This window comes from Type-F symbiont of Plautia stali, from assembly GCF_059731105.1.
Genome location: NZ_AP035910.1, coordinates 83,217 through 108,025, shown reverse-complemented (window position 1 = coordinate 108,025; position 24,809 = coordinate 83,217). Strand labels below are relative to the sequence as shown.

Annotated in this window: 21 protein-coding genes and 1 riboswitch; of the genes, 12 read left to right on the top strand and 9 right to left on the bottom strand. The window is 56.0% G+C overall.

Going from position 1 to position 24,809, the window contains the following annotated elements; all coding sequences use genetic code 11:
- Positions 1-9: 9 nt before the first annotated feature.
- Positions 10-759 (top strand): DeoR/GlpR family DNA-binding transcription regulator, encoded by a 750-nt coding sequence (locus AC6I7A_RS19955; RefSeq protein ID WP_058957091.1) that lies wholly within the window; start codon positions 10-12, stop codon positions 757-759.
- Here AC6I7A_RS19955 and AC6I7A_RS19950 read toward each other — a convergent pair.
- On the bottom strand, positions 756-1,772 hold the full coding sequence (locus AC6I7A_RS19950) for a LacI family DNA-binding transcriptional regulator (protein WP_058957090.1): 1,017 nt from the start codon (positions 1,770-1,772) through the stop codon (positions 756-758). The two genes, AC6I7A_RS19955 and AC6I7A_RS19950, sit on opposite strands and share 4 nt — an antisense overlap.
- Before the next feature lie 256 nt (positions 1,773-2,028).
- Between AC6I7A_RS19950 and ascF the strand changes: the two genes are divergently transcribed.
- The 6 genes from ascF to AC6I7A_RS19920 all read left to right on the top strand — a co-directional run bounded on the left by ascF (position 2,029) and on the right by AC6I7A_RS19920 (position 8,378).
- On the top strand, positions 2,029-3,477 hold the full coding sequence (gene ascF, locus AC6I7A_RS19945) for a PTS cellobiose/arbutin/salicin transporter subunit IIBC (protein ID WP_058957089.1): 1,449 nt from the start codon (positions 2,029-2,031) through the stop codon (positions 3,475-3,477).
- A 36-nt stretch (positions 3,478-3,513) separates the two neighbouring features.
- Positions 3,514-4,944: a 6-phospho-beta-glucosidase gene (locus AC6I7A_RS19940; protein ID WP_058957088.1), complete on the top strand. Its 1,431-nt coding sequence runs from the start codon at positions 3,514-3,516 to the stop codon at positions 4,942-4,944.
- A 106-nt stretch (positions 4,945-5,050) separates the two neighbouring features.
- A riboswitch (TPP riboswitch) is annotated at positions 5,051-5,153 on the top strand.
- A 70-nt stretch (positions 5,154-5,223) separates the two neighbouring features.
- Positions 5,224-5,925, top strand: a complete 702-nt coding sequence (gene tenA / locus AC6I7A_RS19935; protein WP_058957087.1) for a thiaminase II — start codon at positions 5,224-5,226, stop codon at positions 5,923-5,925.
- Entirely contained in the window at positions 5,922-6,662 is a 741-nt protein-coding gene (locus tag AC6I7A_RS19930) for an ABC transporter ATP-binding protein (protein WP_058957086.1), read from the top strand. The genes tenA and AC6I7A_RS19930 overlap by 4 nt, the downstream gene beginning before the upstream one ends.
- Positions 6,659-7,417, top strand: coding sequence for an ABC transporter permease (locus tag AC6I7A_RS19925; RefSeq protein ID WP_058957085.1), 759 nt, complete (start codon positions 6,659-6,661; stop codon positions 7,415-7,417). Before AC6I7A_RS19930 ends, AC6I7A_RS19925 begins: the two co-directional genes overlap by 4 nt.
- 25 nt (positions 7,418-7,442) lie before the next feature.
- Positions 7,443-8,378 (top strand): ABC transporter substrate-binding protein, encoded by a 936-nt coding sequence (locus tag AC6I7A_RS19920; RefSeq protein WP_058957084.1) that lies wholly within the window; start codon positions 7,443-7,445, stop codon positions 8,376-8,378.
- 36 nt (positions 8,379-8,414) lie between these two features.
- Here AC6I7A_RS19920 and AC6I7A_RS19915 read toward each other — a convergent pair whose 3' ends face one another.
- Both AC6I7A_RS19915 and AC6I7A_RS19910 read right to left on the bottom strand, forming a co-directional pair.
- A complete protein-coding gene (locus AC6I7A_RS19915) occupies positions 8,415-10,187 on the bottom strand; it encodes a sensor domain-containing phosphodiesterase (protein WP_058957083.1) in 1,773 nt (590 codons plus the stop codon).
- A 146-nt stretch (positions 10,188-10,333) separates the two neighbouring features.
- Positions 10,334-11,560: an FAD-dependent oxidoreductase gene (locus AC6I7A_RS19910; RefSeq protein WP_058957082.1), complete on the bottom strand. Its 1,227-nt coding sequence runs from the start codon at positions 11,558-11,560 to the stop codon at positions 10,334-10,336.
- A gap of 257 nt (positions 11,561-11,817) precedes the next feature.
- On the opposite strand from AC6I7A_RS19910, the gene clcA reads away from it, so the two are divergent.
- The gene (clcA, locus tag AC6I7A_RS19905; protein WP_058957081.1) at positions 11,818-13,206 is read left to right on the top strand and encodes a H(+)/Cl(-) exchange transporter ClcA; all 1,389 of its coding nucleotides are present in this window, start codon (positions 11,818-11,820) and stop codon (positions 13,204-13,206) included.
- A gap of 76 nt (positions 13,207-13,282) precedes the next feature.
- Here the strand turns inward: clcA and AC6I7A_RS19900 are convergent, their stop codons facing one another.
- Positions 13,283-13,807, bottom strand: a complete 525-nt coding sequence (locus AC6I7A_RS19900) for a phenolic acid decarboxylase (RefSeq protein ID WP_009092833.1) — start codon at positions 13,805-13,807, stop codon at positions 13,283-13,285.
- Positions 13,808-14,724: 917 nt separating this feature from the next.
- On the bottom strand, positions 14,725-15,405 hold the full coding sequence (locus AC6I7A_RS19895) for a type 1 glutamine amidotransferase domain-containing protein (protein WP_058957080.1): 681 nt from the start codon (positions 15,403-15,405) through the stop codon (positions 14,725-14,727).
- Positions 15,406-15,771: 366 nt separating this feature from the next.
- Here AC6I7A_RS19895 and AC6I7A_RS19890 point away from each other — a divergent pair, with 366 nt between their 5' ends.
- On the top strand, positions 15,772-15,987 hold the full coding sequence (locus AC6I7A_RS19890; RefSeq protein ID WP_009092831.1) for a YdgH/BhsA/McbA-like domain containing protein: 216 nt from the start codon (positions 15,772-15,774) through the stop codon (positions 15,985-15,987).
- Positions 15,988-16,049: 62 nt separating this feature from the next.
- On the opposite strand, the gene AC6I7A_RS19885 is transcribed toward AC6I7A_RS19890, so the two are convergent.
- Together AC6I7A_RS19885 and AC6I7A_RS19880 are read right to left on the bottom strand one after the other, a co-directional pair.
- Entirely contained in the window at positions 16,050-17,252 is a 1,203-nt protein-coding gene (locus AC6I7A_RS19885; RefSeq protein ID WP_009092830.1) for an MFS transporter, read from the bottom strand.
- Between the two features lie 165 nt (positions 17,253-17,417).
- Entirely contained in the window at positions 17,418-18,158 is a 741-nt protein-coding gene (locus tag AC6I7A_RS19880) for a nitroreductase family protein (protein WP_058957079.1), read from the bottom strand.
- Positions 18,159-18,735: 577 nt separating this feature from the next.
- On the opposite strand from AC6I7A_RS19880, the gene AC6I7A_RS19875 reads away from it, so the two are divergent.
- On the top strand, positions 18,736-19,428 hold the full coding sequence (locus AC6I7A_RS19875) for a hypothetical protein (RefSeq protein WP_058957078.1): 693 nt from the start codon (positions 18,736-18,738) through the stop codon (positions 19,426-19,428).
- A gap of 235 nt (positions 19,429-19,663) precedes the next feature.
- On the top strand, positions 19,664-20,143 hold the full coding sequence (locus tag AC6I7A_RS19870) for a type VI secretion system tube protein TssD (protein WP_058957076.1): 480 nt from the start codon (positions 19,664-19,666) through the stop codon (positions 20,141-20,143).
- Positions 20,144-20,430: 287 nt separating this feature from the next.
- Here AC6I7A_RS19870 and AC6I7A_RS19865 read toward each other — a convergent pair whose 3' ends face one another.
- Together AC6I7A_RS19865 and pdxR are read right to left on the bottom strand one after the other, a co-directional pair.
- A complete protein-coding gene (locus AC6I7A_RS19865; protein ID WP_009092826.1) occupies positions 20,431-21,807 on the bottom strand; it encodes a glycoside hydrolase family 10-like protein in 1,377 nt (458 codons plus the stop codon).
- 40 nt (positions 21,808-21,847) lie between these two features.
- Positions 21,848-23,338 (bottom strand): MocR-like pyridoxine biosynthesis transcription factor PdxR, encoded by a 1,491-nt coding sequence (gene pdxR / locus AC6I7A_RS19860; protein ID WP_195910799.1) that lies wholly within the window; start codon positions 23,336-23,338, stop codon positions 21,848-21,850.
- Positions 23,339-23,448: 110 nt separating this feature from the next.
- On the opposite strand from pdxR, the gene gabT reads away from it, so the two are divergent.
- Positions 23,449-24,735 carry a 4-aminobutyrate--2-oxoglutarate transaminase gene (gene gabT / locus AC6I7A_RS19855; protein ID WP_046102773.1) on the top strand — a complete coding sequence of 429 codons (1,287 nt, stop codon included), beginning with the start codon at positions 23,449-23,451 and terminating at the stop codon, positions 24,733-24,735.
- Positions 24,736-24,809 lie beyond the last annotated feature (74 nt).

The following is a 24,809-nucleotide window of genomic DNA, read 5'->3' as shown; positions in this document are numbered from 1 at the left end:
CATCCCATTATGAATCCGCGACATCATCAGATTATTCAACTGGTTAATAGCCGGGGCAGCGTGACGGTCAGTGAACTGGCACAGCTCACCGGGGTTTCTGAAGTTACCGTGCGTCAGGATCTCACGCTGCTGGAGCGTGACCGTCTGCTGCGGCGGGTTCACGGCTCTGCGCTGGCGCTGGACAGCGATAATGTCGGTACCCGCCTGAACACCCGCTATCCCATCAAGCAGGCGCTGGCGCTTCACGCCGCCCGCCTGGTTGAGCCGGGGGAGTCGGTATTTATTGAAGGCGGCAGCACCAACGCCCTGCTGGCGCGCGCGCTGGCTGACCGTGCCGATCTGACCCTGATTACCGTCAGCCACTACATTGCCCAGCTTCTGCGTGAGGCGGCCTGCGAAGTGATTGTGCTGGGTGGGATGCTGCAGAAAAGCAGTGAGTCGGTTGTCGGCCCGCTGACCCGCTACTCCATTCAGCAGGTTCACTTTCACCGGGCATTTGTCGGCGTGGATGGCTGGCATCCGGAAACCGGCTTTACCGGTCGCAACATGCTGCGCTGTGATGTGGTGGATGCCGTTCTGGCAAAAGGGGCGGAAAACTACGCCCTGACCGATGCCTCTAAATTTGGCCAGATCCATCCCTATCCGCTCTCATCCGGTTATCAGGTCGGGCATGTGATTACCGATGAAACGCTGGATGCCGTCACGGCAGAGCAGCTTAAGGCGCGCGCAGTTAACGTGATAACGGTCGCCACGGGTTAAACCGCGCCCGGTCCCTGCGTGACCGAATCGCGTAGCATCAGGCTGGCGGTAAAGGGGGGATGGGCAGACCAGTCACCGCCATCCAGCATGGTCAGCAGGCGATGAATCGTTTCATTGATCATCTCCGTCACCGGCAGTTTCATGCTGGATAATGACGGCGTGATGTAAAGTGCCAGCGGGATATCATCGAAACCGATCACTGAAACCTGATCCGGCACCGCTATCCGGCACGCTGTAAGCCGTTTGATCGCCCCGATCGCCATCTCATCATTACTCGCCACCAGCGCGGAGAAGGATACCCCGCGTGCCAGCAGCGTATCCACGGCCTCCATCCCGCTCTGAGCCGTCCAGCGGCCTGACACAATACGCGCCGGATCGGCGTCGATACCCTGTGCCGCCAGCGCGGCACGATAACCGGAGAGGCGTTCCACCCCGGTCGGGGAATCGAGCGATCCGGTAATAAAGGCGATGTCGCGATGCCCCTGATTCAGCAGATGACTCACCGCCGTGACGCTGCCGGCGTGCTGATCGCTGTAGATGCAGTAGCTTTGATTGACACGCAGCCGCCGGTTGATGACTAAGATCGGCTGTTTGTGACGGGAGATAATGGCATCCAGCGCATCGATGGACAGAAAGCGCGGATAGATGATGATGCCGTCGCAGCGCAGATCGAGCAGAAACTGAATCGCCGCCTGCTCCTGCTCCGCCGTATGTTTGCCATCGGCCAGAATCAGCTGGCGGCCCTGCTGCTCCAGTATGCGCGCCGAGTGCGCCATCAGTTCCGTGAAGTAGCTTCCGCTGTAGAGGGTGTTGGTGATCACCAGCCCGATAGTCTGAGAGCTTTTCGTTGCCAGATTGCGCGCCAGCAGATTAGGCCGGTAGCCGGTTTCGGCAATCGCATCAAGAACTCTCTGACGCTTTTCCTGACCGACATACCCGTTGCCGGAGAGCACGCGTGACACTGTCGCTTTTGAGACGCCCGCCCTGTTCGCCACTTCCTGAATCGTTGCCATGCTGATGCTCCTTTACTGCGTCGTTCTGCAGTCTACCTAAGCCTCTCAATATTGGAAATATTTACCCTCGCGCTCAGCCGGCCTTTGCGCCAATGGCAGGTGACGCCGGTCACAAAACGAAAATCTGGCTGATTTTTAGGCTTGTCCCGCTCATAAAAGCCCTTCATGATTTTGTGAAACCGGTTTCCTATCTGCCTGCATGCAGGCGCAAAAACATAACAACATTGACCGATTTACCCTACAGAGAAGAGCGATCATGCCCAGAAACTATGCCGAGGTGTCACGCGCCATCGTCGATGCGCTAGGCGGCCTCAACAATATCGAAGCCGTAACGCACTGCATGACCCGACTGCGGTTTGTGGTGAAAGATGAAACCCAGGTGGACTATCCCCGGCTGAAAGCGATCGATGGCGTGATGGGCGTGGTTCACAACGACACCCAGTGTCAGGTGATCATTGGAAATAACGTCTCTCAGGCCTTTCAGGCGCTGCAGGCGATGGGATCCCCTGCCGCCGACTCATCCACGCCGGTGAAACGCAAAATCACGCTGAAAAGCATCGGCGCAGGCATTCTGGATGCGCTGGTCGGCACGATGTCACCGCTGATCCCGGCCATTATCGGCGGGTCGATGGTTAAGCTGCTGGCGATGATACTGGATATGGCCGGTGTGTTTGAAAAAGGCTCCTCCACGCTGGTGATTCTCAACGTGATTGGCGACGGGGCCTTTTTCTTCCTGCCGGTGATGGTAGCCGCCTCTGCCGCGCTGAAGTTTAAAACCAATATGTCGCTGGCGATCGCCATTGCTGGCGTGCTGGTGCACCCTAACTTTATCGATCTGATGGCGAAAGCGGCGCAGGGTCAGGCCGTGGAATTTGCCTTCATTCCGGTCACGGCGGTGAAATATACCTACACGGTGATTCCGGCGCTGGTGATGACCTGGATCCTGTCACACATTGAGCGCGGCGTGGACCGCATTACCCCGGCCGTCACCAAAAACTTCCTGAAACCGATGCTGATTGTGCTGATTGCCGCACCCATCGCGATCGTGCTGATTGGTCCGATTGGCATCTGGATCGGCAGCGGCATCTCTGCGCTGGTCTACACCGTCCATGGCTATCTCGGCTGGCTCTCGGTTGCGATTATGGGCGCGATCTGGCCCCTGCTGGTGATGACCGGTATGCACCGGGTGTTTACCCCGACCATCATTCAGACCATTGCTGAAACCGGCAAAGAGGGCATGGTGATGCCCTCCGAGATTGGCGCCAACCTGTCTCTGGGGGGATCGTCTCTGGCGGTAGCCTTCCGCACCAAAAACCGGGAACTGCGTCAGACCGCGCTCGCGGCGGCGGCCTCCGCTATCGTTGCCGGCATTTCAGAACCTGCGCTGTATGGTGTGGCCGTCCGGCTGAAACGCCCGCTGGTCGCCTGTCTGATCAGCGGTTTTATCTGCGGCGCGGTAGCAGGCATTGGCGGTCTGGCCAGCCACTCGATGGCGTCGCCTGGCCTGTTTACCAGCGTGCAGTTTTTTGATCCCACCAACCCGATGAGTATTGTCTGGGTCGGCGCGGTGATGGTGTTGTCTGTGGTGCTGTCGTTTGTGCTGACGCTGCTGTTAGGCTTTGAAGATATCCCTGAAACCGACGCCACCACCACGGCACAACCGGCAGCCGTACCCGAACGCGTCAACGCCATTAACAGCCACTAAAGGAAAGGGTCTTACCGACCCGGAAAAGAGGAATGCATGTCTGAATCAAGGTTTCCGCAAGGGTTTTTATGGGGCGGTGCACTGGCCGCCAACCAGAGCGAAGGCGGTTTTCGCGAAGGCGGAAAAGGGTTAACCACCGTCGATATGATCCCGCATGGCCCGCACCGGATGCCGGTCAAACTCGGTCTTGAAAAACGGTTTGCGCTTCGCGACGACGAGTTCTACCCCAGCCATAATGCGATCGATTTTTATCATCGCTACCGGGAGGACATCGCGCTGATGGCGGAGATGGGGTTCAGCGTGTTCCGCACCTCGATTGCCTGGAGCCGTCTCTATCCCAACGGCGACGAGCTGACACCTTGCCCGGAAGGCATTGCTTTTTACCGTTCGGTATTTGAAGAGTGCCGGAAACATCAGATCGAACCGCTGGTCACCCTCTGCCATTTCGATGTGCCGATGCATCTGGTGACGGAGTATGGCTCGTGGCGTAACCGTAAAATGATCGACTTTTTTGCCCGCTATGCCCGTAGCTGTTTCGAGGCGTTTGATGGTCTGGTGAAGTACTGGCTGACCTTCAACGAGATTAATATCCTGCTCCACAGCCCCTTCTCCGGTGCCGGACTGGTGTTTGAACCCGACGAAAATCCGGAGCAGGTGAAATATCAGGCGGCGCATCATGAACTGGTCGCCAGCGCGCAGGTGACCCGCATTGCGCATGAGGTCAATCCGGCTAACCAGGTTGGCTGCATGCTGGCGGGCGGCAACTTCTACCCCTGGTCGAGTAAACCGGAGGATGTCTGGGCCGCGCTGGAGAAAGATCGTGAAAACCTCTTCTTTATCGATGTGCAGGCACGCGGCGCCTATCCCGCCTACGCGGCCCGGTTGTTTCGGGAGAAAGGCGTAACGCTGAATATCGAAGAAGGTGACGCGGAGATTCTGAAAAACAGCGTCGATTTTGTTTCGTTCAGCTACTACGCCTCACGCTGCGCCTCGGCGGAGATGAACGAGCAGAACAGCAGCGCCGCCAATGTGGTGAAGTCTCTGACGAATCCCCATGTGCCGCGCAGTGAATGGGGCTGGGGCATCGATCCACTCGGATTACGGATCACCATGAACATGATGTATGACCGCTATCAGAAGCCGCTTTTCCTGGTCGAAAATGGTCTGGGCGCACGCGATGAACCCGATGCCAGTGGCGAAATCCATGACGACTACCGCATCAGCTATCTGCGTGAACACATCCGCGCGATGGGTGACGCGATTGAAGATGGCGTGCCGGTCATGGGCTACACCAGCTGGGGCTGCATCGATCTGGTGGCGGCCTCAACCGGTGAGATGAGTAAACGCTACGGTTTTGTCTATGTTGACCGCGACGATCTCGGGCGTGGTACGCTGGCCCGCACGCGTAAGAAGTCATTCTGGTGGTATAAGAAGGTCATTGCCAGCAACGGAGCCGATCTTGAGTGACAACGTCACTTATTGAGTGTTGTGTCTGCGGTGATACGCCTGTCAGCGACGCCGCAGGTATGCACTCAACCTGCCGTTGTACTCTGCCGGTAATTATCGTATAACCGATGTCTCCGAGGGGTGTCCTGTTATGGGCTGAGATGGCGTAAGCCGAACCCTTTGAACCTGATCTGGGTCATGCCAGCGAAGGGACGGGTCGGCAGATATTTCTGCGTCATCTCCTGCATCACTCCCTGTTCCAGCCCGTATGCCCGGATCTCCATTGTGACAGGAGATCTGATGACACATCCGCTTTTCGAAACCGGCTTTTACGGTCGTCTGCGTCAGCAGGCTGGCCCTCACTGGCACGCCTATGTGGCACATGACTTTGTACAACAGCTCGGTCAGGGTACGCTGCCCCCCGCCGCGTTTCGCCATTATCTCACCCAGGATTATCTGTTTCTGCTGCACTTCGCCCGCGCCTGGGGCCTGCTGATAAGCAAGCTCTCCGCGCCGGATGCCCTGCGCAGCGCGACGGCGTCGCTCAACGCCATCGTCAGCGAACTGCCGCTGCATCTGGACTACTGCCAGCAGTGGGGCATCAGCGAAGCGGCAATGGCGAGCGAACCGGAGGCGGTGGAAACGCTCAACTACACCCGCTATGTGCTGGATGTGGGTCACAGCGGCGATGCGCTGGAGTTGCTGACCGCGCTGATGCCCTGTGTCGCCGGGTACGCTGAAACGGGTCTGACCCTGCTACAGGATCCTGCAACCCGCTTCAGCGGTAATCCTTATGCGGCGTGGATAGAAAACTACGGCGATGAGTCCTATCTGAACGGCGTTCGCAACGCCCTTTCGCTGTTTGAAACCCTGGCGGGCGAGCGTGCGGCTGAGCAGCGTTTTGCCTCACTGGCGCAGATTTTTACTACTGCCACACGGCTGGAATCCGCGTTCTGGCAGATGGGACTGAATCATGCGGCCAGTCTGCAGGTCCGCCCATGATTGCGTCAGCCTGTTCGGCGCCGCCCGGTATCGCAATCCGTCAGCTGTCACTCAGGTTGGGTCAGCAGCAGCTCTTCAGCCAGCTCACTCTGGAGATCGCGGGTGGCCAGTTTACAGCGTTGCTGGGGGCGAGCGGCGTGGGTAAAAGCAGTCTGATGCGGGTGATTGCCGGTCTGTTACCGCCTTCCTCCGGCCAGGTCAGCGGCAGTGATGGCCTGCCGCTGACCGGACGCATCGCCTGGATGGGACAACAGGACTTGCTCTATCCGTGGCTGACAGTGGAGCAGAACGTTTGTCTGGCCAGCCGCCTGAACGGGGAGAAGCCCGATCGTGAGCGGGCGCAGCACCTGCTGGCGCGTGTCGGTCTGAGTCGTTATGCCACCGCTCGGCCCGCGACGCTCTCCGGCGGGATGCGTCAGCGCGCCGCACTGGCTCGCACCCTCTACACCCGCCAGCCCGTGGTGCTGATGGATGAGCCCTTCTCTGCGCTGGATGCCCTGACCCGCAGTCAGATTCAGACGCTGGCCGCGGAAGTGCTGGCCGGGCACACCGTGTTGCTGATAACGCATGATGCCGCAGAAGCCTGTCGGCTGAGTCATCATCTGCTGGTGATCGGCCCCACGGGTATCGAAGCCTCTCCCTCCCTCCAGGGGCAGCCTCCACGGGCGGCAGAGGATGTCAGCGTCATCCGGAGTCAGGCTGCCCTGCTGAATCAGCTGAGCAGGTTAGCCGGATGACGTCAGGACAACGATCTGGCGGACTACGCCGGGGTGTGACGCTTTTTACAGGCCTCATCGGATTGTGGTGGCTCATTTCCCTTTCCGTCCCCGCTTTTTTGCTGCCCTCACCCCCGGCGGTCGCCACCGCGCTCTGGCAGAACGCCCGCTATCTCAGCCAGCACAGCCTCATCACCCTGACGGAGATCCTCAGCGGCATGGCGCTGGGCGTGCTGCTGGGCGCCCTGCTGGCGCTGGGGATGTCCTTTTCGCCGCGGTTGCAGCGCTGGATGATGCCGCTGGTGATCACCAGCCAGGCGATCCCGGTGTTTGCGCTGGCGCCCCTGCTGGTGCTCTGGTTCGGCTTCGGGATGAGCGCCAAAGTCGCAATGGCGGTGCTGGTCATCTTTTTCCCGGTGACCTCCGCCTTTTTTGATGGCCTGCGTCGCGTCCCGCCCGGCTATCTCGATCTGGCCCGCACGCTGGGCGCCTCACGCGCGGCTCAGCTGCGTCATGTCAGGCTGCTGGCGGCACTGCCCGCGCTGGGGGCCGGTTTACGGATGGCGGCCGCGGTGGCCCCGATTGGCGCCATTATCGGAGAGTGGGTCGGTTCAGCGGAAGGACTGGGCTACGTCATGCTGAATGCCAATGCCCGGATGCAGAGTGATCTCTGCTTTGCCGCACTGTTCATTCTGGTGCTGATGACGCTGCTGCTGTGGCTGTTCATCGATTTCCTGCTCCGTCGCCTGATTAGCTGGGCCCCCGAAACGGATTAATGACCTTAACTGACGAGAAAAAAGTATGACGAAAATACCGCTCTTTACCCTGCTGCTGGGTGCCGCCTTCGCCACTCCCCTTCAGGCAATGGAAAAACTGACGCTGGTGCTCGACTGGTATATCAATCCCGATCACGCGCCGATCATGGTGGCACAACAGACCGGCGCCTTTGCCGCAGAGGGACTGGAGGTCAGCATCATTCCCCCTTCCGATCCGGCGCTGCCGCCGCGCCTGGTGGCCGCAAAGCAGGCAGACTTAGCCATCACTTACCAGCCTCAGCTGCATTTCTTTGCCGACCAGGACCTGCCCCTGATGCGGGTCGGCACCCTGATCAATACGCCGCTGAATACGCTGATCACACTCGACAGATCGATGAAGAGTCCGGGGGCGTTAAAAGGCAAACGCATCGGCTATTCCGTCAGCGGTATTGAGCAGGCGACGCTGGCGACCATGCTGAGCCATGAGGGAGTAAAGGCCGATCAGGTGACGCTGATTAACGTCAACTTTCAGCTCACCAGCGCCCTGCTGACCGGAAAAGTGGATGCGGTGATCGGTGGCTATCGCAACATCGAAGCGCTGGATATGAAAGATAAGGGGAAAGATCCGGTGGTGTTTAACGTTGAAGATTACGGCGTTCCGGCTTATGACGAGCTGATCATCGTGGCCCATCGGGATGAGGCGCATTCAGAAAAGATCAGAAAATTTCTGCGGGCACTGAAGAAGGGAAATGCGACGTTACAGGCCCAGCCTGAAGCGAGCTGGCAACGGTTTGCCCGCGCCCATCCGGAACTGAATACGCCGTTGAATCACCAGTCATGGATGGCGACGCTGCCGCTGTTCGCCGCCGATCCGGCAAAACTGGATCGCGCACGCTATCAGGCTTATGAACAATTTCTCTTCGATAACCAGCTGATTAAACGCATGACCCCGGTTGATCGCTACGCCACTGACAGCGAATAAGAGACCGGCCCGCAGCGTGCGCTGCGGGCCGATTTCCTAGCGGACCTTCTGATAGAGCCAGTGTTCGATGTCACTGGCGGGCAGCGGTTTTGAGAAGAAGTAACCCTGAATTTCGTCACAGCCGTAACTTTTCAGCAGTGCCAGCGTCGACTCGGTCTCGACCCCTTCCGCCAGAACGGTGTAGTTCAGCTCTTTCAGCATCTGAATAATGCACCTGACGATGATTTTAGACGCCTCATCCTCACCCATGCGCGAGACCAGGGAGCGATCAATTTTGATCACATCCAGCGGGATATCCTGCAGGTAGCTGATGTTGCTGTAGCCTACGCCGAAATCATCCAGTGAAATGACAAAGCCGTGCGATTTCAGTGCCTCCAGCCCCTTGATCCCCACATCGCTTTTGGTGATCAGTTCATTCTCCAGACATTCGATACCCATAATTGAGGCGGGGAGCTGCGCGGCCGTCAGTTTCGCCAGCAGGTTGTCGGCAAAATCTGCTTTTGAGAAATCACGTTCACTGACGTTGATGGAGACCGGAATCAGATCGTATTCGCGATTCCAGCGCGCCAGTTGCTCTATCGTGTGATCGATGACCCAGTTGGTGAGATCGGAAATCAGATTCGTTTTACCCGCTAATGGAATAAATTCTGAAGGGAAAAGTTCACCCCGCTCAGGATGATTCCAGCGGATGAGTGCCTCCAGCCCGACAGTTTTGCCGGTTCTCAGGCAGACTTTGGGCTGCCAGGCCAGATAAAGCTCTTCATCTTTATGCAGCGCCTGCGCCAGATCGTTCATGATCATAAAGTCATCGGTGCGACGTGTATCGTAACTCTCATCAAACACCATCGCGGTGATGTTCTCATCAACCGCTTCGTGCAGCGCGCTTACCGCCTGACGCACCGTTTCATTGGCATCCATCTGCGACGGCACAAACTCGGTTTCGCCGGTGTGGACATCCAGATCGAGCGTAATATTCTCGGCCAGATCGGCCTTCAGGCCTTTGAACAGGTCAACCATATTCTGCGCAGTGTAGCGACCAGACCAGGGCTGAATAATGGCAAAGCGGCCCGGTGCAAAGCTGTAGAGCGTTTCGTTTTCTGCCAGATTGAGCCGGTGAGCAACATCTTCCGCCATCTGCTTCAGCAGTTTCTCCATCGGGGCGATCCCGACGGCACGTGAAAGCTCATACGCGCGAATAATGTCGATGCAGTCGATCAGGATCAGACGAAAGCGGCTATGGGGTGCGGTCAGGGTCAGCTGCTGAATATCGCGCAGCAGGCGGGGACGATTCGGCAGATGCGTGATGACATCGGCAAAGCCCGCATTGTTCCAGGCATCCAGAAACGAGGTAACCAGTGTTGCCAGTGAGCGCAGAACCGTCAGTTTCTCGTCGGTGAAGGGGTGAGGCTCGGTATCCGTGACGCAGAGCGTTCCCAGTACCGAACCTTCAAGATTCTGCAGCGAGACACCGGCGTAGAAACGGATATGCGGATCGCCCTCTACAAACGGGTGGGTGACGAAGCGCTCATCCAGCAGGGTATCCACCACCACCAGGTGGCCTTCGCCATCAATCACATGGCGGCAAAGTGACTCATCCCGGGTCGATTGCTGAAGATCGAAGTTGCGAGAGGCTTTAATATACTGATTATGGTCGTCAATAATCGAAATGAAGCTGCCTGAGATACCCAGGACCTCACTGGCAAGATTCACAAATCTCTCCAGCACCTCATCCCGGGTTTCATCCGGTGACAGCAGTGCCTTAATAGCACTCAGTCGTTTTACGTCACTGCCATTTTGCTCGTTATGCACGAAACCTCTCCTATGCAGGCGCAAAATTCGAAATAATCTCGCTGCTTAATGCTCAATTAGCGCCCAATTATCAGATAAATAGCGGCTCAATCTGACAGTAATTCCACAGCGAAACAGTGTCGCACGATATCTGAACGCTGTCGAAATCATTTATTGTCCTTACCACGTGCAACCTGCGGCGATTCCGGCCGGAACCCGAGTCCGATGAGGCGACCGGCCATAAACTTCAGAAAGGGCAGCCGACCGATCATCCCGGGGATGCGACTGCTCCCACCGGTTTTCTTTTTGCTCTTTTTGCGGCTCATTTTGATCTGCAAAAACTGCGTGGCAACGGTAGGAAACTGACGGCGCTTCTGCACTTTTTCCAGGTCGCGTAGCTGCAGCTCACCGGCTTTAAGCGGCGCAGTCAGAATATTCGCCGTCGCCACCGCATCCTGAATCGCCAGATTCACACCCACCCCGCCTATGGGCGACATTGCATGCGCCGCATCGCCAATGCAGAGCACGCCAGGCTTCGCCCACTTATCGAGCCGGTCAATGCGGATAGAGAGCAGCTTAAACGCCGTCCAGTCCTCGATTTCCGCCATTCGCGCGGGTTCAAAAGGTGACAGGGCCGCAATCTCCGCTTTAAACGCATCAAGTCCGGCGGCCTGTTTCGCGTCAAACTCCCCCTTGGGGATAGTCAGCCCGCACTGCCAGTAGTCACCGCGATCGATAACGATAAAGTTTCGTCGCGGTCCCGTGTGCCCCACGCCCATATCAGGATCGTGCGGCTGCCTGCTGAGACGGAACCAGATGACATCCCGTGCCGCGCCAAAAGCCTGACTGGTCAACCCTGCCGCTGCGCGTACCTGAGAATGTCGGCCATCCGCACCCACCACCACTTTGCAGCGGACATGAATGCGCTGATTTCCGCGCAGTGCCGTGACGCCACTGACCGTGCCATTTTCCTCATTAAGCGACGCAAAGGCGGTTGACCGCAGGAGAGTGTAGCCCGGATATCGGGCGCTGTGATCGGCAATAAAATTCAGGAAATCCCACTGCGGCATAAAAGCGATAAAGCGGCACTGAACCGGCAGGCGGGAAAAGTCGGCCATGGTGACTTTCTGGCCGGCAATCTCCGCCTCCAGCTTTTCGACCCGCTGATGCGGCAGCCTGAGAAATGCCTCCAGCAGGCCGAGCTGGTGCATCGTTTCCAGCGTAGAGGGGTGAATGGTGTCACCGCGAAAATCGTGCAGAAAATCGGCGTGCTTTTCGATGACTACCACGCGCACGCCTGCCCGGACGAGCAGATAGCCCAGCATCAGGCCAGCCGGGCCGCCCCCGACAATACAACAGTCAGCGGTGAGGATTTCAGTAGAATGTGGCTGCATGTCGGCTCCCTGTCACGCCAGTATTGCTATGATTATTGCGTCAACCGTGGCGACAACGCCACAGTCGGTCGATAGTGCGTGGCTCAGACACTGAAAAATCAGGATACGCCAGCCTACCGCGAACGCATGGCGCAAGTGGTTTGTCCACCGCAGGTGAAATAGCCGCTTTCCTCAGCTGAAATTGATCCTGACGTTTGTTTTCACCTTATCTCTCAGTACACTGGAGCGCTGGTCTGGTTGAACAAGAATCCCTCTCAATGAATGAAGAAATACCGCAACCGGTTTATGTTCCCCGCTCCATCGCGGCACGCAGCCGGATGTTCCGCGCCCTGCTCCACCGCGATAAGACGCCGCTGGCGATGCTGTTTTGCGCTGCGCTGGTCGGTTCGCTGGTTGGCCTGGCCGGGGTAGCCTTTGCCCGCGCCGTTGAGGCTATTCAGCAATGGCGCGCCGACACACTGATACCTGCCCACTTTCAGGGCTGGACACTCTATGTGGCCGCCTTTGCCATCTCGGCGTTACTGGCGATGATCGGCTATTTTCTGGTCAGACGCTTCGCCCCCGAAGCCGGTGGCTCCGGTATTCCGGAAATTGAAGGGGCGCTGGAAGAGCTGAGGCCGGTGCGCTGGTGGCGGGTGATTCCGGTGAAATTTTTTGGTGGTATGGGCACGCTGGGTGCCGGAATGGTACTGGGCCGGGAAGGCCCGACGGTGCAGCTGGGCGGCAATATCGGCCGGATGGTGATTGATATTCTCGGGATGCGCAGCAACGAGGCGCGGCATACGCTGCTGGCAACCGGTGCGGCGGCCGGTCTGGCAGCGGCGTTTAACGCGCCGCTGGCGGGCATTCTGTTCATTATTGAAGAGATGCGTCCGCAATTCCGCTATAACCTGATATCCATTAAAGCCGTATTTACCGGCGTAATTATGGCCAGCATCGTCTTTCGCTGCTTTAACGGCGAACAGGCGGTCATCTCCGTAGGCAAACTGGCGGATGCGCCGGTGCAGACGCTGTGGCTTTACCTGGTGCTGGGCATGATTATCGGGATGGTTGGTGTACTGTTTAATCGCCTGATTTTTCTGACGCAGGATATGTTTGCCCGCTTCTACGCCGGTAAAACCGCACGGGTTGTACTGACGGGGGGCTTGTTAGGGGGCGGCTGTGGCATTCTTGCGCTGCTGTTCGCCCCAGGAGCGGGTGGCGGTTCAGAACTGATCCCCCAGGCTGTGCATGGCGTCTTCCCCTTCGCGCTGCTGCTGCTGATCTTTCTGGTCAGGCTGATTACCACCCTGCTCTGTTTCAGTTCAGGTGCGCCGGGCGGTATTTTTGCGCCGATGCTGGCGCTGGGAACCCTGCTGGGTACCGCTTTTGGTGTGGTGATGACCGATCTCTTTCCGTTCTATCAGCTGGAGCCCGGTACGTTCGCTATCGCAGGGATGGGTGCACTGTTTGCGGCCTCGGTCAGAGCACCTCTCACCGGCATCGTGCTGGTGCTGGAGATGACCGACAACTATCAGTTGATCTTACCGATGATTATTACCTGTCTGGGCGCGACGCTGCTGGCGCAATTCCTGGGGGGCAAACCGCTCTATTCATCTATTCTGGCCCGCACGCTGGCCCGACAGTCGGCCGTGACGCCTCCTTAGGCGGACATTCACGCCGCGGGATAAAGGTTCTTATCCCAACCGGCTACCCGCCTCTCAGGGCGGGTAGCCCGGTCACTTACTTGTCATCAAAATAGTCAGCAGGCATCTGGCCGGGTGCCAGATTGATCACTTCATCATTATCCGGCCCCTCATTTTTCATGTAGGTGACCTTAGCGAACTCAGGAATAATCACGTAGGGGTAAGCGGGACCTTCGTCGCGGAAGCGATGCATATCCTCAATGAAGTCATTCTGATAGCAGATAGTTTTTTCAGGATGCTGACCTTCTCCGGCGATCCACTGCGGGAAGAAGATGGTCCCGTGCAGCAGAGTGCGATTAAGATCGAACAGCAGGCTGACGCAGGTTCCGGTCGGCTCATGCCAGTCTACTTTGTAGATGCCCGGGGCAAACTGAACCGCGTGCATCTTCTGGTTGGTCACCCAGCGGCCGCCCACCAGCCCCTGATGAATGCGGTAGTCACAGGTCGTTTCGTTACGCGCGTACCACTCATATTTCCAGCCATTATCATAGGTATAGACAAAGTGCGTACCCACGAACTGAGACAGATCGCTGGCAATATCCTCTGGAGATTCTGCAGACATGTTACCCTCTCTGGACAGGCACCCGAACCGGGCGCAGATAAATGTATAAACCAGCCGGCAAATACTCACTATGGACCAGACTGGCTGAATTGCCATCCATAGCCGGAAATTGTCATCGGACTGTCACAGAGCCGGATCGGTCACATTGAAAGAGAAGGGTCACTGAGCAAGAGTCGATTAAATGCCTGAAAGAAAGATAAAAGCCCTGACTAAGACAGCCAGGGCTTTTAGGTTACTACTGATTTAACATTTAACATTAACTAACTTAATTAACAGGAACAACTTTGGTACAGCTATTTATGAACAGATTCTGCGGATAATAATGAACACGGTTACAGAATGTCACTATTATTAACGGTCTCAACCACCTGAGAGTCTTTCGTGAGACAAAGACAGGTCAGGCCCGTATAAATCTGCACACCCCCATCGCGATATATACTCTTTGATGCGTTGCCTTACATTCATTACGACGTGTAATCCGCAACCGTAACCGTCGTAAAGTCACGTTCAGAACTACGAGGCCTTACATCATCGCGATGCAATACTGCTTATCTCTCAGTGCGTTACTACGACTCGATTTAACAGGATTGTGATTAACTCAAAAGAGCTGATGACAACAATGTTTAACAGAACCGCCGACAGCTTAAGCGAATAAGTCCATCGACACCGATAACACCGTTAATTCCCGGTGTGTCAGGGCACTTTCATGCCGCTGATAATTCTTAATCTACCTCTGATATAAATAATGTCAACACTGGAATTTAACCCATGTTTATATCTTCAGTGTTCCGGAAATTTTTCAGGGAGTAATAATCGATATATTGATCCTGAATAATTCGGCAGGTAACTATTTTGACAGAGAGGATTAAAAGGCGATTACAAGGGCGCCGACAGACGCCCCTGTGAAAGACCCGACTCTATTTTTTCAGACTCGCCAGCAGAACCTTCGCGGTCTCAGAAGAGGAGCCCGGATTCTGCCCGGTAATGAGCAGACCATCCTGGACAGTGTAGGACTGCCAGTCCTCTCCCCGTGAATAGAGACCGCCATTCTGTTTCAGCGCGTCTTCCACGAGGAATGGCACGATGTCGGTCAGGCCAACGCCCTCCTCTTCACTGTTAGTGAATCCCGTGACTTTCTTCCCCTTAACCAGAGGCGTGCCATCCGGATTTTTCACATCGCGCAATACGCCTGGTGCGTGGCAGACCAGTGCTACCGGTTTGCCAGCCTGCAGGGTCTGCTCAATCAGTGCAATAGAGTGTTTGTCATTTGCCAGATCCCATAGCGGGCCATGGCCGCCCGGATAGAACACAGCGTCAAAGGCATTCGGGCTCACGCTGTCCAGTTTATGGGTAGAAGCCAGCACCGCCTGCGCAGCCGAATCGCTATGGAAGCGGCGGGTATCCGCGGTCTGAGAGTCAGCTTCATCACTTTTAGGATCGAGCGGAGGTTGTCCTCCCTGTGGTGATGCCAGGGTTACGTCTGCGCCCGCGTCAAGAAAGGCATAGTAAGGTGCGGCAAACTCTTCCAGCCAGAAACCGGTTTTCTTGCCGGTATTACCCAGCTCATCATGTGAGGTCAAAACCATCAGAATCTTCATGTCCGCTCCCTGTAAGCGTTGCAGGTTAAGAGTTCAGGCGCGTCATACCCGATGTTAATCGCGCCTTCTTCTGTTTTGTCCGCCAGTCGTGACGGACTCTGAGGAATCACTGAAATTTACCGCTTAATATTCGGTGATCCGCAACCCATTATAGTTCATCACTATTCTTTTCGTTTTTCTGCCGGATAGGCGTGTCAGACTCTCTGGAAAGGTTCTCTCACCAGCCTGAGATGAGCACAACCCGGCACAACTAATTAGCATAATCACGATTACCGCACTAATAGTTAATATAGATATGGTAACTATGGTTATTATTATTCCCATCGGAGGCACACATCCTCCTCATTGATAAACAGGAATATGACCATGAAAAACGTAAAAGCACTTTCAATTGCCGCTCTCGCCACCCTTTCACTGATCTCATTTGGCAGCTTCGCGCAGAGCGTGTCTGTGACCTCCTCAACACTGGATGGCGCAGAGTCAAAAATCGCTGCTCAGGCGCAGGAACAGGGCGCGCAATACAAAATCACCGAAGCGAACACCAACAACCGTGTTCATATGACCGCAGAACTGTATAAATAACGGATGGTCGCAAACGGAATTGCCAGAAGAGGCTGCCCAACGGGCAGCCTTTTTTGTGTCGGTCAGGCGAGGCGTGCGGCTGGTGCGCTGCCGGTGCGCCACCATAAAATCAGCGCCGCCAGGGCGATCACGCCCAGAACAGCAAAAGCGGTGCTGTAGGAGTAACGCGCGGCGATCATGCCCGTCATGGCCGGACTCAACGCAGCGCCCGCTCCCTGCATCAGCATAATCACGCTTTGCCCGGCGTTAACATGGCCGGAGCCACGCAGCAGAGAGACAATATAACCCGGCACCGCCACCCCCAGGATCCCGGCTGCCACCCCATCCAGTACCTGAACCGGTATAACAAAGAGGGGAGCGGCAAAGCCCGCCGCAATCACCGCGCGCAGCGGTAAGATCATCAGGGCGATCATAATAAAGAGTCGGTAGCCGTGCGTTTCGACCCGTTTTGAGACCCATAGCGCCACCGGAATCATCACCAGCTGCGAGATCACCACCGTTGCCGCAGCAAAGAGGCCAGGGCTGACCGCCGCCTGCCCGCCTGCTGAGGCGACGCGCATGCTCAGCATCGGCAGCAGCGCGGCATTGGCAAGATGAAACAGCAGCAGCGTCACACCGGCCACCAGCAGGGCCGGTTTGCGTATCAACATCGATAAGCGCGGTGCGGGTTCACGCTCTTCATTCTGTTCGTAACCGCGGGCAACGTCGTTATCGATCTCATCGCCGCGAATCGCTATCGTGGCAACAGCAGCGAAGAGCGCCATCACCGTCATCAGAATAAAGACCGCGCCCATTCCCCAGTACCAGGCTGAAAATCCCGCCAGCAGTGCGGCGATGGTATTCCCGCCGTGGTTAAAGGCCTCATTGCGACCCATCTGATGGTTAAAGCCGCGCTGGCCGGTCAGTCCCAGGGTGATGCCCGCCACGGTCGGGCCGATAAAGGCCGCCGCTATTCCCGCCACGATTTGTGAGACCATGGCGGTCCAGGTCTGATTGCTGTACCAGAGCAACAGCGTGGCGACCGTGATCACCAGACAACCCAGCAGCACAATCATTTTCTTGTGTCGGGTGGCGTCGGCCGCGATCCCGGCAGGCAGCGTGGCCAGTAACCCGGCGATGCCGCCGCAGGTCATGACCAGACCGATTTCGTCGGGACGCCAGTGTCGCTCCGTCAGAAAGATGCCCAGAAATGGCCCCAGCCCATCGCGAACATCGGCCAGAAAAAAGCTCATCAAACAGAGCGCGTAGAGAGAACGCTGTGACATGTTATTTCCCTGGAAGGTAAGTGTTAAAGGCAATTGCGCTTCGGTTAAAAAGGAAATTATGTGTTACAACGAGGAAAGTCACATTTCGTTATAGTAACAAAATGAAAAAGGCCACCCGTATCTGGATACGGGTGGCCCTGACGTGTTTCGCGTTAAATGCGCGGCTTAATTATCGGTGCCGAAACCCTGCTTCAGCAGTGCAGGCAGCACAGCCGGGAAGTAGATGTTTTTGTAATAACCACCGACGCTTGCACTCCAGCTTTCGCCATCGTTGCGGCCGATGTTTTTCCAGTGCTGCACCATCTCATCGTTGTAAGCGGCAATCTGCTGCTCCAGCCCCTGAGTTTTATAGGTCTCGTCATGGCGGAAGGTCGCCAGCGGCAGACGGGGTTTCTGATGAGCGGGTTCATCAACATGACCAATGACCACACCTGCCACAGGGAACGTCAGCGGCGGCAGATCCAGCAATGAAATCATCGCCTGTGGATCGCGACGGATCCCGCCAATTGGCACAATGCCTAATCCTTCTGCGCGCGCGGCAGCCATCACAGAGCCCAGCGCAATCCCGATATCGGTTGAGCCAGAGACGATGCTTTCGATGCTCTGATGCGCGATTTGCTGCTGATCGACCGCAGACATCGCTACGGCAGATTTATGCATATCAAGTACAAAGGTGATGAACACCGGTGCTTTAGCAATCCACGGCTGACCCCCCGCAATCGCGGCGATCTCCGCGCGACGGCCTGCGTCACGCGTGATGACAACAGAAACCTGCTGCGAGTTGACCGATGTTGGCGCACGGTAAGCGGTACTGATAATCCGATCCAGTACAGCCTCATCAACGGGTTGCTCAGTGAAACTGCGTTCACTTTTGTGACTTGTGAAAATATCAATCAGATCGCTCATAGTTCCTCCCATTTAAAAAGCAACTATAACAGTAACGTATTCGCACGCTTGGTAATTCGAGGGTTTTTGAGCACCCTTTTGTAACCGTTTTTAAACACGTCTGCGTCTGTGTACACGTTTATAACGCCGGTGTTAAAGTCACCTAATCACTCACCGCCGGTGCGCTATAAAGTCAGTCCCGTTACCGGACATCTTTTAAGCGCTGTGTGCAACTGACAATGCAATGCTATCTGCTGCAACGCGCCGCCCGGATTGAGCCATTACCCTTCAGGCAATTTTTTCCTGCTTCACCGTTTGACCGCGGCTAAAAAGCAGACAGGTAGCAGAGGCCTTTATCATACCTGCGGCGTTAACCACTCTTTCCTGAAATCCCATTCCATATTCTGACAATTCATCAAAAAGAACCGAAGGTAACCCATTTAAGCGCTATGTGAATAAACCGATCACACAATTGCGGGACATCTTTCAGGTTATATTGATCAAGCGCATTACTGAAGCGTTAACCATATTTACATAAAAAGAACGGCCAGATAATGTGAGACATAAAACAGGGATGAATGGTTCGAGGGAATGAGCAATGCCATACAGCCATCAGGTGATAAGATATTTACAGCAAAATAACATTTTAGCTAGTCAACTCGATCACGCTCTCTCTGGCGTTAAGGATGCATTATTAAATCAGATTGAGATGACAGGTGCTGGCGCCAGACGCTTGCTCTATTACACCTCCTGCTTTACCGATGAATATAAAGATGTTTGCCAGCAGCAAAAGACCGAAGACGTACGCTTTAAAAATGCCGTTATTTATCTATTGCAACATAGGAATATTGCGCATCAAATGCTAACGTTATATTTTGAAGGGATTTTCAAGGATAGAACCTCCGAGCAACTTGAATACATTAAACAAAAGTTAATGGCTGTTAATATACATATTGCCGCCAGCTCACTGACAAATGCTGGATTTGCTTTAGCAACAGCATCATCTGTTGCTACAGGTATGAATCTAAGCCTTGAAATGAGTTTGCTTGCAGGAAAAAGAGCACGGCAGGTTGTTGGGGCAATGGGCATATATGGCCTTGTTCAAAAGGCAGCAGAAAGTGCGTATCGCCTTCACATCTCTAATCCGGTTTACTATTCAGCATTATATAATCAAGAGCTTGAAATGATGTATTTTTTGATAGAGCCATTATTCGAGCGGGCTGAAGCATTTAATGTACAGTGGGCATCGGATAATAAAATTGCAGAAATTATCACAAAGATGATCAGATAATAATGATAAATGTTATTAAGCGACTATTTAGACGGATATTCAGATCATTACTTTCGGATTATGGCCCGACAGCATTAACCCTCGTTTTCGCCTTAGTTCAGGCTTTATTTTTCCCGGATAGTCCCATCTGGCTAATCCCTATATTCTTTGTGTCTGTGATGGTTGGTTTATCGATTTACGAAATTGTGAAGATGAAAAACAAGCACTAGCATGCTTTTATTTACAAGGAGATAACATGTCTACACCCGCCCATTTATGGCTTGAAGATGAAAACGGTTCTCCCGTCACAGGCAGCTGTCAGATGCCACTGCGGTTGGGCTCCATCGAATTAAAATCGTTCTCTCACGGCGTAACCATACCTGTCGATCCCAGCTGGGGAAAGCTCACGGGAACGCGGGTCCATAGCCCTGTAACGATAGTCAAAGAGTTTGATCAAACAACGCCGCTACTCTACAGAGCAGTCTGTGAAGGCCGGACAATGAAGAAAGGCACTATCCGAATGTATCGCATTCTGGAATCCGGAGTCGAAGCCGAATATTTCAATATCATTCTGGAAAATGTCAAATTTACGACAGTTGCACCCTACCTTGCCCCTGGCGGGGTGAGCAGTACGCATCTCGAAACGCTGGAATTACGCTATGAGGCAATCACATGGAAATATACGGATGGCAATATCGTATATCGTGATGAGTGGAATAACTACGCGAGATCATAAGTGCTCCTGAATGATTTCTCCAATCAACTTCTGAAATTTATAGATAACACAGTTAAGTCACCCCGCGAATTTTTGTCACCTCGGAATATTTCCAATCCGGTTATCTGCTGCTGTTGCATTACTGCCGTCCTGGGAACAGGTGTAACGAAATGGAGAGTCCGTTACCGTTACACCTGTCGCAGGGAGAAAGCAGCAACCGCGGCCATGATTCACGCCAGCTTCACCGGCATTCGTTTCGTCGGGTATGCGTTGAGCGCAGAAGCCATAACTTTGCTGCCGTGTCGATGTCAGCCGCCCCAGCGACTTTTCAGATAACTCACCGCCTGCTGAGTCTGCGGCTGATTGAGATAGTTCTCTCTGAAAAGAATGGTGCCGTCGATATGGGGCCAGGACTCATTGAGGTCGAGCTGCTTTCTCAGTTCCGGCACTCCGCCCTGCAGCGTCCAGTCAGGCTCAATCCGCGAAGGCTCGCCCACCTTGTAGAGCGCCAGACCGATGTAAAGCCGGGTTCTGGTCGGCTTCACCACCTCTGCCCACCACTTTGCCAGTACGTCATAACGGGCAGCCTGACGGGAGAACGGCCAGTAGAGTTGTGGCGCGATATAATCCAGCAGACCCTGCTGAACCCAGCGACGGGTATCCGCATAGGCTTCATCGTAGGCCGCTGCGCCTCGGGTATCTGAACCCGCCGGATCGTGCGACAGGTTGCGCCAGACACCCGCCGGGCTGACACCAAATTCCACCTCCGGCTTCAGCTGTTTAATGGTACGGGAGACCTGCTCAATAAGCTGTTGCGTATTGTGACGCCGCCAGTCCGCTTTGCTGGCGAAGCCCTGCCCGTAACGGCTGAAGGTCTGACTGTCGTTGAGCAGGGAGCCTGCCGATTCCGCGTAGAAATAGTCATCGAACTGCACACCGTCGATCGGATAGTGCGCCACCACCTCGGCCACAATACTGGTGATCCAGTCGCGTGCTTCCGGGATGCCGGGATCGAGCACGTAGCGGTCGCCCGCGGTACGAATCCAGTCACGGTGCAGCACAAACACGCTGGCCGGATGAAGAGAGAGCGTGCGGTTCAGCTCACTGGCGGTAGAGGGTTTGATGTTGACCGAAACCCGATAGGGGTTGAACCACGCGTGGACTTTCATACCGCGTTTATGCGCCTCATCCAGCATAAACTGCAGCGGATCGTAACCGGGATCTTCGCCGATTCTGCCGGTCAGCATATCGGACCAGGGCAGAATTTTAGAGGACCAGAGCGCCGTGGCATCGGGCTTCACCTGGAAAAAAACCGTGTTAATTCCCAGGCTTTTCAGTTTATCCAGCTTGTCGATAAGCGACTGCTGCTGCATCCGGATGCGCTCTGCCGGGCTGGCACCATTTACCGATGCGACGGGAGGCCAGTCAAGACGGGATACGGTAGCTAACCAGACGCCGCGCATCGGTTGCCGGACCTGAGGCTGCACCGGCTGGCTGGCTGGCGGTAACGGCTGTTTCGTGACCGGTGGAAAAGGCGTCACCAGCGACCGCGGCGGCTCAGAGGCGCAGCTGACGAGCAACAGTGCCGCAGCCAGTGCGGCCCCGCGCCTTAACGCCACGCTGGCTGCGGCAGGAATAAGATTCAGTGCGATGATAAACTCCAGTTTTATCTGGTCGGGACGCAAAGAGGAGTATTCTCGGTGACTCTGATTAAATGTCAATGCGTTAGCGCTGGGGACTGAACACAATACCGGCCGCCGCCAGACAGGCTTTGAGGGTGCCAAAAGCATCCTGACACTGCCGTTCATTGACGCAGGCATACCCCAGCAGCAGACCTCGCGTCTCCTGAGGATGCATATAGTACTGCGATAGTGGCCGCACCTTGACGCCGCGCTTCAGCGCCTCGGCGGCAATGGCGACATCATCACTGCCTGCCGGCAGCGGCATCACCAGATGCAGACCGGCTTCATGGTTAAAAGCCGGTAAGAAGGCACGCCCCAGATAGCGCTCGATCAGCCGACAGAGGAACTGCCGCCGCTGTCGATAAAGCAGCCGCATCCGCCGGATATGCTCCATGTAATGACCCAGCCGGATAAACTCCGCCAGCGCCCGCTGAATCAGCAGATGTCCGCCGCGATAGAGTTCCGCTGCCGCGATGCGCATCGGCTGAGCCAGCGGTTTTGGCACCACCAGATAGCCAATGCGCAGGGCGGGATAGAGCGTTTTACTGAACGTGCCCATGTAAATCACCGGCGCATCGGCTTCCAGCCCCTGCAGCGAGGGATGCGGCTGTCCGGAGAAACGAAATTCGCTGTCGTAGTCATCTTCGACAATCCAGCTCTGATGACGGCGCGCCAGTGTGAGCAACGCCTGACGACGTGCCAGGCTCAGATGCACCCCCAGCGGGTACTGATGGGAAGGTGTGACAAACACCATTTTGGGTGGCGGCCCGCTGTCGGGCACCAGGCCCTGCTCATCCACCGGCATGGCCCGGATTTTCAGGCCATTCATCCGCAACAGATTGCGTGTTCCCCAGTAGCCCGGCTCTTCCATCCAGACCCGATCGCCTGGGTCGCACAATACCCGCGTGACCAGATCGACCGCCTGATGAACGCCCTCGGTGATCAGAATCTGATCCGCATCGGCCTGCACGGAACGCGCCACCCGCAGATAATCGACCAGCGCATGACGCAGATCGGGGCAGCCGCCGCCGCTGCTGTAAACCAGCCGATGGACGTCAGGCTCCCGGTTCAGGCGCGCCTGAATCTGACTGAACAGCTTATGGGGAAATTCGGTCACGTCGGGCGCGCCAGGCACAAATGCTCCCCACTGATAAGGGGACGCGGTGGCGTGCCCCAGCAGTGTGGCACCGCGCTTCGACAGGGTGGCCGGTCGCTGCGCCTTCACGGCGGCCAGGTCGGCAATCGCATCACTCTGCAGCGAACTCTCCGGCAGCGTCTCGGCAATCCACGTGCCGCTGCCGGTGCGCGCGGTCACGTAGCCCTGCGCCATCAGACTTTCATAGACATGCATGACCGTGTTTCGCGACACGCCGAGTTCACGCGCCAGATCGCGGGTGGGCGGCAAACGACTGCCGCGCGGAAAGACCGCTTCCGTGATCGCGGCCTGCATACAGTTGAGCAGTCGCTGATGCAGGGAACCGGTTTTCATAAACTGTAACCGTGCTAATAGATGATCGGCGTACAAGAGTCGCAATTGGCTCCATCCTTCCTCTGATAATTGGCTCTGGCAACTCACCACGCCTCAGGCATAAATAAACGTGTTTGTCGGGAATTGTAAACACGCATATCAATGAGGTGGATCAAATGAGCGAAAAAAATAACCTGATGCAGGAACGTAAAGCACAGGCTCTGCCTAAGGGCATCGGTACGCTGTGCGACTGGTACGTTGCCCGGGCAGAAAACGCCACCTTATGGGATCAGGCTGGTAACAGCTGGATCGACTTCGCAGGCGGCATCGCCGTGCTGAACACCGGTCATCGCCATCCACGCATCGAGCAGGCGGTGGCTGAACAGTTAACAAAGTTTACCCATACGGCGTTCCAGATCACCCCTTACGAAAGCTATATCGCACTGGCTGAACGCATCAATCAGCGGGTGCCGGTTGCCGGTGCAGCGAAAACCGCCTTCTTTACCACCGGTGCCGAAGCGGTAGAAAACGCGGTTAAAGTGGCGCGTGCCTATACCCGTCGTCACGGCATCATCACCTTTGGCAACGCGTTTCATGGCCGCACCTTTATGACCATGGCCATGACCGGCAAAGTCGCCCCCTACAAGCGCGATTTCGGCCCGATGCCCCCTTCCGTTTTCCACGCCCGCTACCCCAGCGCGGTGCAGGGGATCAGCGTTGAGGCGGCACTGACCAGCCTGGATGAGATTTTCACACAGGACATTGCGCCCCATGATGTTGCGGCAATCGTACTGGAACCGGTGCAGGGTGAAGGCGGATTCCATGCGGCACCGGCAGAATTTATGGTGCAGCTGCGTGAACTGGCTGACCGTCACGGCATCCTGCTGATTGCGGATGAAGTACAGAGCGGATTTGCCCGCACCGGCAGGCTGTTTGCCATGGAACACTATCCGGTGAAAGCCGACATCATCACCATGGCGAAAAGCCTGGCGGGCGGGATGCCCCTCTCCGCCGTGGCCGGTCGCGCTGAGGTGATGGACGCGCCTGCCCCTGGCGGCCTGGGCGGTACCTATGCCGGAAATCCGTTGGCTATCGCGGCGGCTCACGCGGTACTGGATGTGATCGAGGAGGAGCAGCTCTGTCAGCGCGCCGTGGATCTCGGTGGCCGGCTTGTCGCTGAACTGGAGGCGCAGCAGCGCAAACACCCTGATATCGCCGAAGTGCGGGCGCTGGGTTCGATGGTGGCGATGGAGTTCTATCAGGCCAGCACCGCGCAGGCCGTTCAGAAGATGGCGATGGAACAGGGCCTGCTGCTGCTGACCTGCGGCGCGAAAGGCAACGTTATCCGCTTCCTCTACCCGCTTACCATTCCGGATGCCCAGTTCAGCCAGGCGCTGACCCTTCTCTCCACGGTGATTGATCGCTGTGTTGCCCCTGCCGGACACCCTGTCGTCCCGGCATGATTTCACTGGCTCGTTAATCGCAAGCCCCTTTCCTGTTCGTCCGGCCAGCATGGCCGGGCGTCCCCCGGAGACGT

What these genes read in the sequence shown, in the direction of transcription:
- AC6I7A_RS19955 (WP_058957091.1), top strand. Translation starts at nt 10, where the DNA reads ATGAATCCGCGACATCATCAGATTATTCAACTGGTTAATAGCCGGGGC.
- AC6I7A_RS19950 (WP_058957090.1), bottom strand. Translation starts at nt 1,772, where the DNA reads ATGGCAACGATTCAGGAAGTGGCGAACAGGGCGGGCGTCTCAAAAGCG.
- ascF (WP_058957089.1), top strand. Translation starts at nt 2,029, where the DNA reads ATGCCCAGAAACTATGCCGAGGTGTCACGCGCCATCGTCGATGCGCTA.
- AC6I7A_RS19940 (WP_058957088.1), top strand. Translation starts at nt 3,514, where the DNA reads ATGTCTGAATCAAGGTTTCCGCAAGGGTTTTTATGGGGCGGTGCACTG.
- tenA (WP_058957087.1), top strand. Translation starts at nt 5,224, where the DNA reads ATGACACATCCGCTTTTCGAAACCGGCTTTTACGGTCGTCTGCGTCAG.
- AC6I7A_RS19930 (WP_058957086.1), top strand. Translation starts at nt 5,922, where the DNA reads ATGATTGCGTCAGCCTGTTCGGCGCCGCCCGGTATCGCAATCCGTCAG.
- AC6I7A_RS19925 (WP_058957085.1), top strand. Translation starts at nt 6,659, where the DNA reads ATGACGTCAGGACAACGATCTGGCGGACTACGCCGGGGTGTGACGCTT.
- AC6I7A_RS19920 (WP_058957084.1), top strand. Translation starts at nt 7,443, where the DNA reads ATGACGAAAATACCGCTCTTTACCCTGCTGCTGGGTGCCGCCTTCGCC.
- AC6I7A_RS19910 (WP_058957082.1), bottom strand. Translation starts at nt 11,560, where the DNA reads ATGCAGCCACATTCTACTGAAATCCTCACCGCTGACTGTTGTATTGTC.
- clcA (WP_058957081.1), top strand. Translation starts at nt 11,818, where the DNA reads ATGAATGAAGAAATACCGCAACCGGTTTATGTTCCCCGCTCCATCGCG.
- AC6I7A_RS19900 (WP_009092833.1), bottom strand. Translation starts at nt 13,807, where the DNA reads ATGTCTGCAGAATCTCCAGAGGATATTGCCAGCGATCTGTCTCAGTTC.
- AC6I7A_RS19895 (WP_058957080.1), bottom strand. Translation starts at nt 15,405, where the DNA reads ATGAAGATTCTGATGGTTTTGACCTCACATGATGAGCTGGGTAATACC.
- AC6I7A_RS19890 (WP_009092831.1), top strand. Translation starts at nt 15,772, where the DNA reads ATGAAAAACGTAAAAGCACTTTCAATTGCCGCTCTCGCCACCCTTTCA.
- AC6I7A_RS19885 (WP_009092830.1), bottom strand. Translation starts at nt 17,252, where the DNA reads ATGTCACAGCGTTCTCTCTACGCGCTCTGTTTGATGAGCTTTTTTCTG.
- AC6I7A_RS19880 (WP_058957079.1), bottom strand. Translation starts at nt 18,158, where the DNA reads ATGAGCGATCTGATTGATATTTTCACAAGTCACAAAAGTGAACGCAGT.
- AC6I7A_RS19875 (WP_058957078.1), top strand. Translation starts at nt 18,736, where the DNA reads ATGCCATACAGCCATCAGGTGATAAGATATTTACAGCAAAATAACATT.
- AC6I7A_RS19870 (WP_058957076.1), top strand. Translation starts at nt 19,664, where the DNA reads ATGTCTACACCCGCCCATTTATGGCTTGAAGATGAAAACGGTTCTCCC.
- gabT (WP_046102773.1), top strand. Translation starts at nt 23,449, where the DNA reads ATGAGCGAAAAAAATAACCTGATGCAGGAACGTAAAGCACAGGCTCTG.